General features: G+C 68.0%; 20 protein-coding genes. 2 read left to right on the forward strand and 18 right to left on the reverse strand.

The genetic code is table 11. The features are described from left to right. Nucleotides 1-354 precede the first annotated feature (354 nt). Both ABN028_RS25230 and ABN028_RS25235 read left to right on the forward strand, forming a co-directional pair. Nucleotides 355-927 carry a SigE family RNA polymerase sigma factor gene (locus ABN028_RS25230; protein ID WP_349326780.1) on the forward strand — a complete coding sequence of 191 codons (573 nt, stop codon included), beginning with the start codon at nt 355-357 and terminating at the stop codon, nt 925-927. Next, entirely contained in the window at nt 924-1,592 is a 669-nt protein-coding gene (locus ABN028_RS25235) for a hypothetical protein (protein ID WP_349698359.1), read from the forward strand. The genes ABN028_RS25230 and ABN028_RS25235 overlap by 4 nt, the downstream gene beginning before the upstream one ends. On the opposite strand, the gene ABN028_RS25240 is transcribed toward ABN028_RS25235, so the two are convergent. The 18 genes from ABN028_RS25240 to rplF all read right to left on the reverse strand — a co-directional run bounded on the left by ABN028_RS25240 (nt 1,589) and on the right by rplF (nt 13,301). Continuing rightward, on the reverse strand, nt 1,589-2,188 hold the full coding sequence (locus ABN028_RS25240) for a class I SAM-dependent methyltransferase (RefSeq protein WP_349698360.1): 600 nt from the start codon (nt 2,186-2,188) through the stop codon (nt 1,589-1,591). The two genes, ABN028_RS25235 and ABN028_RS25240, sit on opposite strands and share 4 nt — an antisense overlap. Beyond that, nucleotides 2,185-3,105, reverse strand: coding sequence for a tRNA pseudouridine(38-40) synthase TruA (truA, locus tag ABN028_RS25245; protein WP_349698361.1), 921 nt, complete (start codon nt 3,103-3,105; stop codon nt 2,185-2,187). Before truA ends, ABN028_RS25240 begins: the two co-directional genes overlap by 4 nt. Nucleotides 3,106-3,149: 44 nt before the next feature. Continuing rightward, a complete protein-coding gene (gene rplQ / locus ABN028_RS25250) occupies nt 3,150-3,707 on the reverse strand; it encodes a 50S ribosomal protein L17 (protein WP_349698362.1) in 558 nt (185 codons plus the stop codon). A 155-nt stretch (nt 3,708-3,862) separates the two neighbouring features. Next, complete coding sequence (locus ABN028_RS25255) at nt 3,863-4,876, reverse strand: DNA-directed RNA polymerase subunit alpha (protein WP_349326771.1); 1,014 nt, start codon at nt 4,874-4,876, stop codon at nt 3,863-3,865. 139 nt (nt 4,877-5,015) lie between these two features. Then, nucleotides 5,016-5,624: a 30S ribosomal protein S4 gene (gene rpsD, locus ABN028_RS25260; protein ID WP_349326769.1), complete on the reverse strand. Its 609-nt coding sequence runs from the start codon at nt 5,622-5,624 to the stop codon at nt 5,016-5,018. A gap of 32 nt (nt 5,625-5,656) precedes the next feature. After that, nucleotides 5,657-6,061: a 30S ribosomal protein S11 gene (rpsK, locus tag ABN028_RS25265; RefSeq protein WP_349326767.1), complete on the reverse strand. Its 405-nt coding sequence runs from the start codon at nt 6,059-6,061 to the stop codon at nt 5,657-5,659. Nucleotides 6,062-6,149: 88 nt separating this feature from the next. After that, on the reverse strand, nt 6,150-6,530 hold the full coding sequence (rpsM, locus tag ABN028_RS25270) for a 30S ribosomal protein S13 (protein ID WP_349326765.1): 381 nt from the start codon (nt 6,528-6,530) through the stop codon (nt 6,150-6,152). A 248-nt stretch (nt 6,531-6,778) separates the two neighbouring features. Then, nucleotides 6,779-6,892, reverse strand: a complete 114-nt coding sequence (gene rpmJ, locus ABN028_RS25275; protein WP_020575560.1) for a 50S ribosomal protein L36 — start codon at nt 6,890-6,892, stop codon at nt 6,779-6,781. Nucleotides 6,893-6,915: 23 nt separating this feature from the next. Beyond that, nucleotides 6,916-7,137 (reverse strand): translation initiation factor IF-1, encoded by a 222-nt coding sequence (infA, locus tag ABN028_RS25280; protein WP_349326762.1) that lies wholly within the window; start codon nt 7,135-7,137, stop codon nt 6,916-6,918. A 208-nt stretch (nt 7,138-7,345) separates the two neighbouring features. Continuing rightward, nucleotides 7,346-7,774: a DUF1707 SHOCT-like domain-containing protein gene (locus tag ABN028_RS25285; protein ID WP_349326761.1), complete on the reverse strand. Its 429-nt coding sequence runs from the start codon at nt 7,772-7,774 to the stop codon at nt 7,346-7,348. Nucleotides 7,775-7,984: 210 nt separating this feature from the next. Continuing rightward, the gene (gene map / locus ABN028_RS25290) at nt 7,985-8,833 is read right to left on the reverse strand and encodes a type I methionyl aminopeptidase (RefSeq protein ID WP_349698363.1); all 849 of its coding nucleotides are present in this window, start codon (nt 8,831-8,833) and stop codon (nt 7,985-7,987) included. 111 nt (nt 8,834-8,944) lie between these two features. Next, a complete protein-coding gene (locus tag ABN028_RS25295) occupies nt 8,945-9,505 on the reverse strand; it encodes an adenylate kinase (protein ID WP_349326758.1) in 561 nt (186 codons plus the stop codon). After that, nucleotides 9,505-10,806: a preprotein translocase subunit SecY gene (gene secY / locus ABN028_RS25300; protein ID WP_349698364.1), complete on the reverse strand. Its 1,302-nt coding sequence runs from the start codon at nt 10,804-10,806 to the stop codon at nt 9,505-9,507. Before secY ends, ABN028_RS25295 begins: the two co-directional genes overlap by 1 nt. 248 nt (nt 10,807-11,054) lie before the next feature. Beyond that, nucleotides 11,055-11,561 carry a 50S ribosomal protein L15 gene (gene rplO / locus ABN028_RS25305; RefSeq protein ID WP_349326755.1) on the reverse strand — a complete coding sequence of 169 codons (507 nt, stop codon included), beginning with the start codon at nt 11,559-11,561 and terminating at the stop codon, nt 11,055-11,057. 2 nt (nt 11,562-11,563) lie between these two features. Then, a complete protein-coding gene (gene rpmD, locus ABN028_RS25310) occupies nt 11,564-11,749 on the reverse strand; it encodes a 50S ribosomal protein L30 (RefSeq protein ID WP_349326753.1) in 186 nt (61 codons plus the stop codon). After that, nucleotides 11,749-12,348, reverse strand: a complete 600-nt coding sequence (gene rpsE / locus ABN028_RS25315) for a 30S ribosomal protein S5 (protein ID WP_349698365.1) — start codon at nt 12,346-12,348, stop codon at nt 11,749-11,751. Before rpsE ends, rpmD begins: the two co-directional genes overlap by 1 nt. 27 nt (nt 12,349-12,375) lie before the next feature. Then, a complete protein-coding gene (gene rplR / locus ABN028_RS25320; RefSeq protein ID WP_349326749.1) occupies nt 12,376-12,759 on the reverse strand; it encodes a 50S ribosomal protein L18 in 384 nt (127 codons plus the stop codon). Nucleotides 12,760-12,761: 2 nt separating this feature from the next. Continuing rightward, the gene (rplF, locus tag ABN028_RS25325) at nt 12,762-13,301 is read right to left on the reverse strand and encodes a 50S ribosomal protein L6 (RefSeq protein WP_349326748.1); all 540 of its coding nucleotides are present in this window, start codon (nt 13,299-13,301) and stop codon (nt 12,762-12,764) included. Nucleotides 13,302-13,321: the final 20 nt, after the last annotated feature.

Here is a 13,321-nt window from a genome sequence, read left to right on the forward strand (position 1 = left end):
GCGCCATCCCTGCCAGAGGTCGGCGTGAATCCCGTGATCACGGGGTCGGGCTCTCGCGGCGCTTTCCTCGCCGAGGTCAACCAACCGGCTACAGGGTGGTAGGCAGCTGGAGATCCCCGACTTCGGCGACGCTCCTTCCTGAACGAGCGCTCGACGTGAGCGTCTGAGAGGACCACGTAAGAGCAGTCGGCCGGTTGCCTGGCGCCGTGCGTCGCTTCCGCGGCGAACCGGAGCGCCTGCCGAGCGTGGTCCTTTCCGCTTCTTTTCGAATGCAGGTTCCCTTCCGAACTGCAGGCATAGTGACTGGACGTCCGTGCGTCTTAGGGGATGACTAGTCAACGGGAGGATGCCTGCATGGACGCACGGTCCGAGCACGAGTTCCGGGAGTTCGTCGACGCGCGCTCGCTGGCGTTGCTACGCACGGCATATGTCCTGACCGGCGACCAGCACCTCGCCGAGGACCTCGTGCAGAACGCGCTCGCCAAGCTGGCGGCCAGGTGGCACAAGGTCAACGAACCCGAGGCGTACGTCCGGCGTGCCATCTACCACGACCAGGTGAGCCGCTGGCGGCGAAGGGCGAGGATTCGCGAGGACCCGTCCGCCACCCCCTGGGCCGGCAACGCTGGCGCCGTACACGACCCTGCCGCCCGTGATCCGGCCGAGCAGGTCGGGCCGCGCCTGGACGTCCTGCAAGCGCTGCGGAAGCTCGCTCCACGGCAACGGGCCGTCCTGGTGCTGAGATTCCTCGAGGACCTGCCCGAACGCGAAGTCGCCGCCGTCCTCGGTTGCTCGGTCGGCACCGTACGCAGCCAGACCTCCCGAGCGCTCGCTCGACTTCGCGTCCTCGCTCCAGACCTTGCCGACCACCCGCTGGCCGCAGCCGCAGCGGCGGCACGCAAGCCCACATCGATGGAGGTACGCCCGTGACTCCCCACTCATACCAGCAGATGCCGCCGGACGATCCCGACGGTCGGATCCGGCACGCGATCGAGGACCTTGCCCACCATGCCCGGCCGGTTCCCGGTATGGCCGATCTCGCACTCGCGCGGGCGCGGCGACGCCAACACGCTCGACGCGCGATGGTCGCCGGAGGCGCCGCCTTCGCTGTGGTCGGTACGGTGACGAGCGTCGCGGCCCTCCCGATTCTGGAGCGTGGCATCGTCCCCGCCGACGGCACGCCCTCCACGCCGACGCCACGGCCCGCGACACCCACGCCACGACCCACGGACTGCACACCCCAACCGTCCCCGACGCCCTCCCTGCTCCCGTCGAAGTCACCGGCGGCGACCGCACCATCCACCAGGCCAACGACCGCACCGACGCCTACCGCCAAACCGCTCGAGCCTTCTCCACCACCGGCCCCGACCTGCCCGCCAGGCACGCCGCGGCCATCCGAGCCAACGCCGACGCCGTCGGACTCGCCGACGGCCACGCCCACGCCGTGGCCGGACTGGCCCGAACCCACGCCGACGCCGTCCGAATCCCCCGCCCCACCGCGACCCACTCCCGCACCGACCACCACGCCGACACCCGCGGACTGGCCGGACTGGCCGGAGCCCACCCCGCGCCCGCCGGACGCGATGAGGAACTAGCTCCGGCGTACGGCGAGAACCCGGTATCCCTTGGAGCTGGCGTGCCGCTCGGCACGCCAGCCCTCGCCATTCAGCCAGCGTTGCAGTGAGTCGGCGCCGAGGTTGCGGGCGACGACCAGCCACGCCACACCGTCGGGGGTCAGCCTCGGTAGCCACCGCTCGAGGAGGACATGCAGGGCCGGCTTCCCGATCCGGATCGGCGGGTTGGACCAGACCTGGTCGAAGGACACGTCGTCAGGCACATCATCCGGCGTCGCGACGCGTACCCGTCCGGCGATGCCGAGCGTGGCGGCGTTGGTACGTGTCAGCTCCAGCGCCCGCACATTGACGTCCACGGCCCACACGGTCGCCCCAGGTTGCTCGGTCGCGAGCACGCAGGCGATCGGGCCGTAGCCGCAGCCCAGGTCGAGAAACGTGCCGGGCCGACTCGGCAGCGGCGCCTCCCGCAACAGCACGGACGTCCCCAGGTCGAGCCGATCGCCGGCGAACACCCCGCTCGAGGACGTCAGCGTGTACGCACGCCCGTACGCCGAGAACGACACGGTCCGCGGCACGGCCCGGGAGCCCGGCGCGGCGGAGAAGTAGTGATCGCTCATGAACCGGCGGCTCCCGCCGAATCTCCGTCCCCTGCCTCCACGGTCCGGCGCCGCCGAGCCGCGTGCGCGCGTGCGGCCAGGTCGTCATCCGGTGGATAGCCCACCTCTTCGAGGGTAAGGCCGCGCGGTGGTACGACGTTCACGGCCGAGTCCCGCACGCGACCCGCCAACACAGCCGCCGGCCACTCGACGGGGCGCCGGCCCACACCCACCGCCAGCAATGCGCCCACCAGTGCCCGCACCATCGAATGGCAGAACGCGTCCGCCGTCACCCGGGCGGTCACAAGACCGCTGGCGTCGCGTTCCCACGAAAGGTCCAGCAGCCGGCGGACCGTCGTCGCGCCCTCCCGCCGCCGACAGAACGCCGCGAAGTCGTGCTCGCCGAGCAGGCGGTGCGACGCCGCGTTCATCGCCGCCACGTCGAGCGGGCGCGCGTGGAGGAGCACCTCGTGCCGGCGGAGCGGATCCGCAGCCGCCAGGTCATCGCACACGCGGTACGCATAGCGCCGCCAGACCGCGGAGAACCGCGCGTCGAACCCGGCCGGCGCCTCACGGACGCCCCGGACGCGGACGTCGGCAGGCAGCGTGCCTGCGAGCCGGCGGTGGAGGGACACGGCGGGCGGGTGGGTGGAATCCCGGCCGGGCACCGCGGAGTACGCCGGACGTGGGACGTCGACGTGGCAGACCTGCCCGCGAGCGTGGACGCCGGCATCCGTACGCCCGGCACACGTCGTCGGCGCCGGCTCGGCGAGCCGCAGGACCGTGGCGAGCGCGCGCTCCAGCTCGCCCTGGACGGTGCGCTGTCCACGCTGAGCCGCCCAGCCGGCGAAGTCGGTTCCGTCGTACGCCACATCCAGCCGGAGACGCACCAACTCTGCCGCCGGCTGGATGCGCGAGAGCCCGCTGTCCTCCTGCATGGAAGGCTCAGCGGGCTCTGGCTCGTGGTCGGATGGGACAGCCGTCAGGACTTGTCGTCCTTACTGTCACCGCTGTCCTCCGCAGCCTCCGCCGGTTCGTTCCCGGCGTCTGTCGCGGACGCGTCGGCAGCCTCCTGCGACGCGCTCTCGGCCGGAGCAGACTCACTCTCCGCCGCAGCGGGCGCGGATGCGGCCTTCTTTGCCGCCGTGCCAGCGTCGGCACCACCGGTGTCGCCGCCACCCACCTGGCCCTGGACCAGCTCGATCACGGCCATCGGCGCATTGTCACCCTTGCGCGGACCGATCTTCGTGATCCGGGTGTAGCCGCCCGGCCGATCGGCGTAGTAGGGACCGATCTCCGCGAACAGGGTGTGCACGATCTCCTTGTCACGGATGACCGCGTGCACCTGCCGGCGGGCGTGCAGATCGCCGCGCCGCGCCTTGGTGATCAGCTTCTCCGCATACGGCCGCAGCCTGCGCGCCTTCGTCTCCGTCGTTGTGATCCGGGCGTGCCGGAACAGCGACGTCGCGAGATTGGCCAACATCAGCCGCTCATGTGCCGGGCCGGCGCCGAGGCGAGGGCCCTTGGAGGGCTTGGGCATTGCTGGTTCTCCTTCCTGCACCGGCCGTATGAGGTACCGGAGTCAGTGGTGGGGACGTTCCCCGATGAAGGGACCCCTCGTAGCAACCGCTGGGATGAGGGGCCCCTTCATACGAAAGCGATCCTGCGTGAACGACCGCCCTACGTACGGCCGTATCAGTACTGCTCGGTCTCGGCGAAGCTTTCTTCTTCCTCGTCGAAGTTGTCGACCGCGGCACTCGGGTCGAATCCAGGCGCGCTGTCCTTGAGCGCGAGGCCCATGCCGGACAGCTTCTGCTTCACCTCGTCGATCGACTTGGCGCCGAAGTTGCGGATGTCGAGCAGGTCCTGCTCGCTGCGGGAGATCAGCTCACCCACCGTGTGGATGCCCTCCCGCTTCAAGCAGTTGTACGAACGGACGGTGAGGTTGAGGTCCTCCACCGGCAGCGCCAGGTCGGCGGCGAGCTGCGCGTCGACCGGCGACGGGCCGATCTCGATGCCCTCGGCGTCGACGTTGAGCTCGCGTGCCAGCCCGAACAGCTCGACCAGCGTCTTGCCCGCACTCGCCACCGCGTCCCGCGGCCGCATCGACGGCTTGGTCTCGACGTCAACGATCAGCTTGTCGAAGTCGGTCCGCTGCTCGACCCGCGTCGCCTCGACCTTGTAGGTGACCTTGAGCACCGGCGAGTAGATCGAGTCGACCGGGATCCGGCCGATCTCCGCGTCCACCCGCTTGTTCTGCACCGCCGAGACGTAGCCGCGGCCGCGCTCCACGACCAGCTCCATCTCGAGCTTGCCCTTGCTGTTGAGCGTGGCGATCTGGAGGTTCGGGTTGTGCACCTCGACACCGGCCGGCGGCGCGATGTCGGCAGCGGTCACCTCGCCCGGGCCCTGCTTGCGGAGGTACATCGTCACCGGCTCGTCGTGCTCGCTGGAGACGACCAGCTCCTTGAGGTTCAGCACGACCTCGGTGACGTCTTCCTTGACGCCCGGGATCGTCGAGAACTCGTGGAGGACACCGTCGATCTTGACGCTGGTGACAGACGCTCCGGGGATGGACGACAGCAGCGTCCGCCGGATGGAGTTGCCGAGCGTGTAACCGAATCCCGGCTCGAGGGGCTCGAGCACGAAACGCGAGCGGAAGTCGTTGACAACCTCTTCGGCGAGAGTGGGACGTTGTGCGATGAGCATTGTTGTTTCCTTTCCGCGGCGCCCGCCATATGACGCCAACGAATGAATGACCTGCGGGAGGTTCGTAGCCCGCCGGTCGACTCCTTTTCGGGTTCCCCACGAAATCGCGGAGCTTGCGCAGCGATCTCGTGAGGTGGAATCAGACCTTCGAGTAGTACTCGACGATCAGCTGCTCTTGGAGCGGAATGTCGATCTGCGCCCGGACGGGCACCTGGTGGACGAGGACCCGCAGGGTTCCCGGCAGGACTTCGAGCCAGCCGGGGACGGGACGCTCGCCATGGGTTTCGCGTGCGATCAGGAACGGTGTCGTCTCGCGCGACTTCGAGCGTACGTCGATCACGTCGTGCGCGCCCACCTGGTAGCTCGGGATGTTGACCTTCCGGCCATTCACCTCGAAGTGGCCGTGCACCACGAGCTGGCGTGCGTGCCGACGCGTGCGGGCGATACCGGCGCGGTAGATCACGTTGTCGAGCCGGCACTCCAGCAGCTGCAGCAGGTTGTCGCCGGTCTTGCCACCGCGGCGGTGCGCCTCTTTGTAGTAGCGGTGGAACTGCTTCTCGAGAATTCCGTACGAAAGCCGCGCCTTCTGCTTCTCCCGCAGCTGAAGGAGGTACTCGCTCTCCTTCGGCCGGCCACGGCCGTGCTGGCCGGGTGGGTAGGGGCGGCGCTCGAACGCCTTGTCGCCGCCTACCAGGTCGGTGCCCAGGCGGCGGGACTTCTTGGTCATCGGACCGGTGTAACGGGCCATCGCTCGTCGTACTCCTTAACCGCTAGTGGGGCTCAGACCCGGCGCCGCTTCGGCGGGCGGCAGCCGTTGTGGGGCACGGGGGTGACGTCCTGGATCGTGCCCACCTCGAGGCCGGTGGCCGTGAGGGAGCGGATCGCGGTCTCGCGGCCCGAACCCGGTCCGCGGACGTAGACGTCGACCTTCTTCATGCCGTGCTCCATGGCCCGGCGAGCGGCGGACTCCGCGCACATCTGCGCGGCGAACGGCGTGGACTTGCGCGAACCCTTGAAGCCGACCGTGCCGGCACTGGCCCACGCGATCACCGCACCCGTCGGGTCGGTGATGGTCACGATGGTGTTGTTGAACGTGCTCTTCACGTGCGCGTGCCCGAAGGCGATGTTCTTCTTTTCCTTGCGGCGCACCTTCTTGGCGGCGCCGGCTCTGCTCTTGGGAGGCATCTGGTGTACGAACTCCTAAAGATCGAGGGCCCTGGCCCCATCCGGCGAAACCACTGAGCAAACGCTGACGATTCCGCGGGAACGGGGACTACTTGCGGCCTGGCTTCTTCTTGCCTGCGACGGTCTTCTTGGGACCCTTGCGGGTGCGTGCGTTGGTCCGCGTGCGCTGACCATGCACAGGAAGACCGCGGCGGTGCCGGAGGCCCTCGTAGCAACCGATCTCGATCTTGCGCCGGATGTCGGCCGCGACCTCACGCCGGAGGTCACCCTCGACCCGGTAGTTGGAGTCGATCCAGTCGCGGAGCTTGACGATCTCTTCGTCACCGAGCTGGTGGACGCGTAGGTCCGGATTGACCCCGGTGCCCTCGAGTGTTGCCAGAGCCCGGGTCCGGCCGATGCCGAAGATGTAGGTGAGCGCCACCTCGATGCGCTTGTCGCGCGGGAGGTCGACGCCGACGAGGCGTGCCATGTGGGCAGGTGTCCTTTCGGTTGGCGGAGGTCTCATGCGCGCCGCGTCCCTGCCTGCCCTGGATCATTCGGTCCTCAGGTGGACCTCTTTCGATCCGGCAGGGCCCCGGCCTCCGTGCCGGGGGCAACACCACCACGACGTGTGCTGGTGAGCGGTCGCGCCATTTCTTTCGGCGGCTTCAGTTGTGGGGATGGTGACCTGCGCTGGTGTGCCGGTCGCCGCGGTCCTGGGCCGGTGGCGTCAGACGCTCAGCCCTGGCGCTGCTTGTGGCGCGGGTTCTCGCAGATCACCATGACCCGGCCGTGCCGCCGGATCACTTTGCACTTGTCACAGATCTTCTTGACGCTGGGCTGGACCTTCATCAGTGCTCTCTAGGCTCGGTGTTCTAGCGGTAGCGGTAGACGATCCGCCCTCGGCTCAGGTCGTACGGCGACAGCTCCACAACCACGCGGTCTTCGGGAAGGATCCGGATGTAGTTCTGTCGCATCTTGCCACTGATGTGCGCGAGGACCTTGTGCCCGTTTTGGAGCTCCACGCGGAACATCGCGTTGGGTAGCGCCTCCACGACCGTGCCCTCGATCTCGATGACACCTTCCTTTTTCGGCATGTCCTCCGCACTTCGCCTGGCTTGTGATCGTTGGGCGGGCGTCTGCTTGGCTGACATCCCGCTTCCGAAAGCCCTGCCCACGGCCCCAGGTCAGGCACAGACGTGCCACAGGGCAGAGCAAAGACCGACGTCGCAGTCTACGTCACGGGCGTCAGGATGCGAAATTGGGGCAATAGAGGGGTTCCTCGGCCGGGTGGCGCCCTGCCGCTCAGTCCCGGAACTGGCGGCGCGTCACCTCGATGGCCAGCAGCGTCGCGCCCCAGGGTCCCGCGACCCACGCCGGCCAGAAGTACTCCACATTGCCGTTGCCGACCGAGACCATCAGCCAGACGACGAGGTTGATGCTGACGGCACACGCCCAGATGGTCCACAGGACCGCCATCGCCTTGTCGCCCTTGGAGCGCTTGCGCACCTCCTGGGACTGAGCCGATTCGCGAGGTTCCTCGACGATCGCCGGAGTCTTGTGGGTACGCATGACCGGAATGTCGCGGACCAGTGGCTCCAGCTCGCCATAGGTCTGGGCGTCGTACAGCGCGTCCAGGCGATCCTGGAACTCCCCGAGGGACAGCCTGCCCTCCGCATGCGCGTCACGCAGGCGCGAGGCGATCTTCTCCCGATCACCGTCTGATGCACGCATTTCCGGTCCGTAAGGCACCGTCATATCTTGCCCTCTCAGGACCGCCCCGCGCATCCGGAAGCACCCTGACCCGCCCGGGGGGTCACCCCGACCCGGTATGCCCGCGCTTGGCCGGCCTGTCGCCGCGCAAATGACCACGCCGAGCATGCCTGCGGTAGCGCAGCCATGCGTCGGCACCTGGTTCGGGTTCCACCGGCCCGCTCAGCATGGTCATTTGCCGCCGGCGGGTGGGCCGCCAGCGGGTGGGGCTCCCACCTGAACGCCGAGCGCGGCGAGGCGCGCGGCACCGCCGTCGTGGGCGGTGAGGACCCAGGGGCCGCGCTCGGTGAGCGCCACCGTGTGTTCCACGTGGGCGGCGTACGACCCGTCGACGGTCACCACGGTCCAGTCATCGTCGAGGACGTCGGTCTCCAGCGAGCCGAGCGTGATCATCGGCTCCACGGCGATCGCCCATCCCGGCTGGAGCCTGGGACCCTTGCCGGGCTTGCCGACGTTGGGCACGTTCGGTGGCTGATGCATCTGGGTGCCGATGCCATGACCCACGTAGTCCTCGACGATGCCGTACGCAGCACCCGCCGACCGGACACCGGCCTCGACAGCGGCCGAGACGTCACCGAGCCGACCACCGACCCGCATCGCCGCCAAGCCACGCCACAACGCGTCCTCGCAGACCCTCGCCAACTCCTGGAGCTCCGCCGAGATCTCGCCCACGCCGACGGTGATCGCCGCGTCACCGTGCCATCCTTCGACGATCGCCCCGCAGTCGATGGACACCAGATCGCCGTCCCGCAGGACACGCTCGCCGGGGATGCCGTGGACCACCTCGTCATTGACCGACGTACAGATCGATGCCGGATAGCCGAGATAGCCCATGAACGACGGAACCGCCCCACGGGACCGGATCAGCTCCTCAGCCAGCCGATCCAGCTCTCCTGTCGTGACCCCCGGCGCCACCGCGTCGCGGAGCATCGCGAGCGTGTCCGCCACCACCAGCCCGGCCTTGCGCATGAGAGCGATCTCTTCGGGCTTTTTCAGCTGGACCTTGCGGTCGAGGAACAACGCCGTTCACCTGCCACTTCTCCCCCAGGCCCGCTGTTTCGCCACCGCTGACCCGACATCCACGCCAACCAAGCAGCGCGCGGGTGGGCGGGTGCTTGCCACGGCCGCTGCCTACGCGAGCGCCGCCAGCACGCGCTCGGTGACCTCGTTGACCTCACCCATCCCCTTGACGATCACCAGGAGACCGCGCTGCGCGTACACCCCGAGCAACGGCTCGGTCTGCTCGCTGTAGACCTCCAGCCGGCGACGGATCACCTCTTCGGTGTCATCCGTACGCCCGTCGGACTCCGCGCGACCCAGCAGTCGGCGGACGAGTTCGTCGTTGTCGACCTTGAGGACGAGGACCCGGTCGAGCTTGACGCCCTCGTCGGCGAGGATGTTGTCGAGCGTTTCCACCTGCGCCAACGTCCGCGGAAAGCCGTCGAGCAGGAACCCGTGCCGGGTGTCAGGTTCGTCGAGGCGGGCCCGCACCATGCCATTGATGATCTCGTCCGGCACCAGGTCGCCGCGATCGAGGTAGCGTCTGGCTTCGCGGCCGAGCAGCGTTTGGTCCTCGACGTTCTTGCGCAGGATCTCCCCGGTCGAGATGGCCGGGATCTCGAGCCGCCTCGCGATCTCTTTGGCCTGGGTCCCCTTGCCGGCGCCAGGGGGACCCATGATGAGCAGACGCATCAGCGCAGGAACCCTTCGTAATGCCGCTGCTGCAGCTGGCTTTCGATCTGCTTGACCGTGTCGAGGCCGACACCCACGACGATGAGGATGGAGGTACCGCCGAACGGGAAGTTCTGGTTGGCGCCGATGAGCACGAAGGCGATCAGCGGAATGAGGGAGACGACGCCCAGGTAGAGCGAACCGGGTGCGGTGATCCGGGACAGCACGTACTGGAGATACTCCTCCGTCGGCCGGCCGGCACGGATGCCGGGGATGAAGCCGCCGTGCTTCTTCATGTTGTCGGCGACATCCTTCGGGTTGAACGTGATGCCCACGTAGAAGTACGTGAACGCCACGATCAGCAGGAAGAAGCCGATCATGTAGACGGGGTGGCTGCCTCGTGCGATGTTGGCGTTGACCCAAGCCGCCCACGGTGCAGTCGGGTCGAACTGCGCGGCCAGCACGGGGAGATAGCTCAGGCTGGACGCGAAGATCACCGGGATGACGCCCGCCTGGTTGACCTTGAGCGGGATGTAGGTCGAACTTCCGCCATAGGCGCGGCGGCCGATCATCTTCTTGGCGTACTGCACCGGGATCCGGCGTTGCGCCTGTTCGACGTAGATGACGGCGCCCATGATGACCAGACCGATCGCCATCACGACGAAGAAGATGCCCCAACCCTGCTGCTGGCGGATCGCCCACAGCGACGTGGGGAAGGCGGCGGCGATCGACACGAAGATCAGGATGGACATGCCGTTGCCGACACCGCGGTCGGTGATGAGCTCGCCGAACCACATGATGACGCCGGTACCGGCGGTCATCGTGATCACCATCGTGACGAGCGTGAGGATGCTGTCGTTGGGGATCAACGTCTCGGTGCAGCCGGGGAACATCTGACCCGACCGGGCCAGCGCCACGATCGTCGTCGACTGCAGGACCGCCAGTCCCATGGTGAGGTACCTGGTGTACTGCGTGATCTTCGTGGTGCCGGCGTGGCCTTCCTTCTTCAGCGCCTCCAGCCGCGGGATCACCACCGTCAACAGCTGGACGATGATGCTTGCCGTGATGTACGGCATGATCGTCAGCGCGAAGATCGACAGCTGCAGCAGCGCCCCGCCCGAGAACAGGTTGAGCATGCCGTAGATGCTGTTGCCGCTACCCCCCTGCAGGACCGGGTTGAGGCAGCGCTGCACCGCCGCGGCGTCCACGCCGGGTGTGGGCACGACTGAACCGACCCGGAACAACGCGATGATGAAGAGCGTGAAGAGCAGCTTCTTGCGCAGGTCCGGCGTCTTGAACGCGTTGACGAACGCGGTGAGCACCCAGTCCTCCTGCGTACCGCCTCGAGGGGCGGGTAGTTATGGTCGGAGGACCTACCGGCTGTCCATACGACACCCTGCCCGGTCCCCTGACGCCTTGTTCGGAAAGGTACAGCCGAAAGTTACAGCCGGACGATACTGCCTCAGGACTTTACAGGCCGACCCGCGACCACATGACGCTTGGGGCGCCTCTGTGCCGGTCTGGCGGGCCATATGGCACAGAGCGCCCCAGTTGTCGCCGATCTCTTGGACTACCCCTTCGTGACGGTGCCGCCCGCTGCGGTGATCTTCTCCGTCGCGCTCGTAGAGAACGCGTCGGCGGTCACCTCCCATGAGGCGCTCGCGTCGCCGGTGCCCAGAATCTTGACCGGACGCCCGGACCGGACCGCGCCCTTCGCAGCAAGGTCCTCCGCCGTCACCTCGCCGCCGTCGGGGTAGAGCTCGGCGAGCTTGTGCAGGTTGACGACCTGGTACTCGACCCGGTTGCGGTTGGTGAAGCCACGCATCTTCGGCAGTCGCATGTGCAACGGCAACGCGCCGCCCTCGAGCCCGACCGGGACGCTGCCGCGGGCCTTGCTGCCCTTGGTGCCGCGCCCCGCGGTCTTGCCCTTGCTGCCTTCACCGCGTCCGACCCGGGTCCGTGGTGTCTTCGCCCCGGGCGCGGGACGCAGATGATGGACGCGGAGCGGACGGCTGGCCTTGCCGCCAGTCGCGGCGCCTTCGTCCGCGGCGTTCTTCGTACTGGACTGGGTAGCCATCGTCAGTCGACCTCCTCGACCACGACCAGGTGGGACACCTTCGAGATCATGCCGCGAATTTCCGGCCGATCCTCCTTGACAACCACGTCGTTCAGGCGCTTGAGACCGAGCGAACGCAGGGTGTCCCGTTGGTTCTGCTTGCGGCCGATCCTCGACCGCACCTGACGAACCTTCAGACGTCCGGCCATCAGGCAGACACCTCCGCCCGGGCGCGCAGCAGCGCCGCCGGCGTGACGTCCTCGACCGGCAGGCCACGGCGTGCCGCCACCTTCTCCGGCGACTCGAGCGCCCGCAGTGCGGCGACGGTCGCGTGCACGATGTTGATCTGGTTGGACGAGCCGAGCGACTTCGACAAGACGTCGTGGACGCCGGCGCACTCCAGGACTGCCCGCACCGGTCCACCGGCGATCACACCAGTACCAGGCGACGCCGGACGGAGCAACACGACTCCGGCGGCCTTCTCGCCCTGGATCGGGTGCGGGATCGTGCCCTGGATACGCGGCACCTTGAAGAAGTGCTTCTTCGCCTCCTCGACACCCTTGGCGATGGCGGCCGGCACCTCCTTGGCCTTGCCGTAGCCGACGCCGACCGTGCCGTCGCCGTCGCCCACCACGACGAGCGCGGTGAAGCTGAAGCGACGGCCGCCCTTGACGACCTTCGCGACACGGTTGATCGACACGACCCGCTCGATGTACGCGGTCTTGTCCGCGGAGCCGCCCCGACGTTCGTCCCGGCGGTCCCGGCGGTCACCAGAGCCGCTACCGCGGCGCTGCTGGGGTCCAGCCATGGTTACCTCATCTCTCCTGGTCGAACGTCAGAACTCGAGCCCGGCTTCGCGGGCAGCGTCGGCGAGCGCGGCGATTCGGCCGTGGTACTGCCGGCCGGCGCGGTCGAAGACCACCGCGGAAACACCCGCGGCCTTCGCCCGCTCCGCGAGCCGCGCGCCCACCTCGCGGGCACGTGCGGTCTTGTCGCCGTCGTGGGAACGCAGATCCGCTTCCAGCGTCGACGCCGACACCATCGTGTGGCCCAACGTGTCGTCGACCACCTGGGCCACGACATGGCGCGCCGAACGCGTCACGACGAGCCTTGGGCGGGCCGGCGTACCGGAGACCTTCTTGCGTACCCGCAACTGCCGGCGCAGCCGCGCCCGCGTCTTGGGACTGGTGGTCTTGTGGGTGCTGAGACTGGCGGCCATCGTTACTTACCAGCCTTTCCGACCTTGCGGCGGACCTGCTCGCCTTCATAGCGGATCCCCTTGCCCTTGTAGGGCTCGGGCTTCTGCAGCTTGCGGATGTTGGCGGCCACCTCACCGACCTGCTGCTTGTTGATCCCGGAAACCGAGAACCTGGTGGCGGACTCCACGGCGAACGACACCCCGTCTGGCGCGTCGAAGATGATCTCGTGGCTGTAGCCGAGCTTGAGCTCGACCTGCCGCGGACCCCTCGCCAGGACGCGGTAGCCGACGCCGACGATCTCCAGCTTGCGCTCGTAGCCCTGCGTCACGCCGATGATCATGTTGTTGACCAGCGTACGGGTGAGGCCGTGGAGCTCCTTGCTCTTGCGTTCGTCGTCGGGCCGCCTGACCTCGATGTTTTCGCCCTCGCGTTGCACCGTGATCGGTGCCGCCACCGTGTGCGCGAGGCTGCCCTTCGGGCCATTCACCGTGACCGTCTGACCGTCGATCGCCACGTCGACGCCCGAAGGCACCGGGATGGGGAGCTTGCCGATGCGAGACATGCGGTGTCCTTCCTCCTTCC

The sequence above is a fragment of the Actinopolymorpha sp. B17G11 genome, assembly GCF_040196095.1.
Classification (GTDB): domain Bacteria; phylum Actinomycetota; class Actinomycetes; order Propionibacteriales; family Actinopolymorphaceae; genus Thermasporomyces.

What these genes read in the sequence shown, in the direction of transcription:
- ABN028_RS25240 (WP_349698360.1), bottom strand. Translation starts at nt 2,188, where the DNA reads ATGAGCGATCACTACTTCTCCGCCGCGCCGGGCTCCCGGGCCGTGCCG.
- rplR (WP_349326749.1), bottom strand. Translation starts at nt 12,759, where the DNA reads ATGGCCGCCAGTCTCAGCACCCACAAGACCACCAGTCCCAAGACGCGG.
- rplF (WP_349326748.1), bottom strand. Translation starts at nt 13,301, where the DNA reads ATGTCTCGCATCGGCAAGCTCCCCATCCCGGTGCCTTCGGGCGTCGAC.
- ABN028_RS25295 (WP_349326758.1), bottom strand. Translation starts at nt 9,505, where the DNA reads ATGCGTCTGCTCATCATGGGTCCCCCTGGCGCCGGCAAGGGGACCCAG.
- rpsM (WP_349326765.1), bottom strand. Translation starts at nt 6,530, where the DNA reads ATGGCACGCCTCGTCGGCGTCGACCTCCCGCGCGACAAGCGCATCGAG.
- rpsE (WP_349698365.1), bottom strand. Translation starts at nt 12,348, where the DNA reads ATGGCTGGACCCCAGCAGCGCCGCGGTAGCGGCTCTGGTGACCGCCGG.
- ABN028_RS25255 (WP_349326771.1), bottom strand. Translation starts at nt 4,876, where the DNA reads ATGCTCATCGCACAACGTCCCACTCTCGCCGAAGAGGTTGTCAACGAC.
- rpsD (WP_349326769.1), bottom strand. Translation starts at nt 5,624, where the DNA reads ATGGCCCGTTACACCGGTCCGATGACCAAGAAGTCCCGCCGCCTGGGC.
- rplQ (WP_349698362.1), bottom strand. Translation starts at nt 3,707, where the DNA reads ATGCCCAAGCCCTCCAAGGGCCCTCGCCTCGGCGCCGGCCCGGCACAT.
- rplO (WP_349326755.1), bottom strand. Translation starts at nt 11,561, where the DNA reads ATGGCTACCCAGTCCAGTACGAAGAACGCCGCGGACGAAGGCGCCGCG.
- ABN028_RS25285 (WP_349326761.1), bottom strand. Translation starts at nt 7,774, where the DNA reads ATGCGTGCATCAGACGGTGATCGGGAGAAGATCGCCTCGCGCCTGCGT.
- ABN028_RS25230 (WP_349326780.1), top strand. Translation starts at nt 355, where the DNA reads ATGGACGCACGGTCCGAGCACGAGTTCCGGGAGTTCGTCGACGCGCGC.
- rpmJ (WP_020575560.1), bottom strand. Translation starts at nt 6,892, where the DNA reads ATGAAGGTCCAGCCCAGCGTCAAGAAGATCTGTGACAAGTGCAAAGTG.
- rpmD (WP_349326753.1), bottom strand. Translation starts at nt 11,749, where the DNA reads ATGGCCGGACGTCTGAAGGTTCGTCAGGTGCGGTCGAGGATCGGCCGC.
- infA (WP_349326762.1), bottom strand. Translation starts at nt 7,137, where the DNA reads ATGCCGAAAAAGGAAGGTGTCATCGAGATCGAGGGCACGGTCGTGGAG.
- truA (WP_349698361.1), bottom strand. Translation starts at nt 3,105, where the DNA reads ATGCAGGAGGACAGCGGGCTCTCGCGCATCCAGCCGGCGGCAGAGTTG.
- rpsK (WP_349326767.1), bottom strand. Translation starts at nt 6,061, where the DNA reads ATGCCTCCCAAGAGCAGAGCCGGCGCCGCCAAGAAGGTGCGCCGCAAG.